Origin of the sequence: Adlercreutzia equolifaciens (assembly GCF_029076695.1) — a bacterium.
In the GTDB taxonomy this organism is placed as follows: Bacteria; Actinomycetota; Coriobacteriia; order Coriobacteriales; family Eggerthellaceae; genus Adlercreutzia; species Adlercreutzia equolifaciens_A.
This window is the reverse complement of the sequence record NZ_JARFIK010000512.1, coordinates 1-294: the sequence shown is the minus strand read 5'-3', so window position 1 is coordinate 294 and position 294 is coordinate 1. Positions and strand designations below refer to the sequence as shown.

General features: G+C 45.2%; 1 pseudogene. It reads left to right on the top strand.

The features are described from left to right. Nucleotides 1-294 (top strand): annotated as a pseudogene (locus PZH32_RS13405) (hypothetical protein); the annotation flags it as partial.

Here is a 294-nt window from a genome sequence, read left to right as displayed (position 1 = left end):
AGAATTGAAGGATTATCAGTATGCCATCGACAGACTGTGCGGAGAAGAACACGCAGCGATCGAACTGCGGATGATGCTGGAAGGTGTGGCGGGAGATGAAAAAAGAGATCTTGCGGTGAATGATATTGTGCTGACGAGGGAAGGAAATATCAGGATCGTACAGTTTAATGTCTATGTCAATGGAACGCTTTTGAATACTTATCTTGCAGACGGAGTAATTATTTCGACTCCCACCGGAAGTACCGGATATAATCTTTCAGCGGGAGGTCCTGTTGTAGAACCAACGGCAAGTAT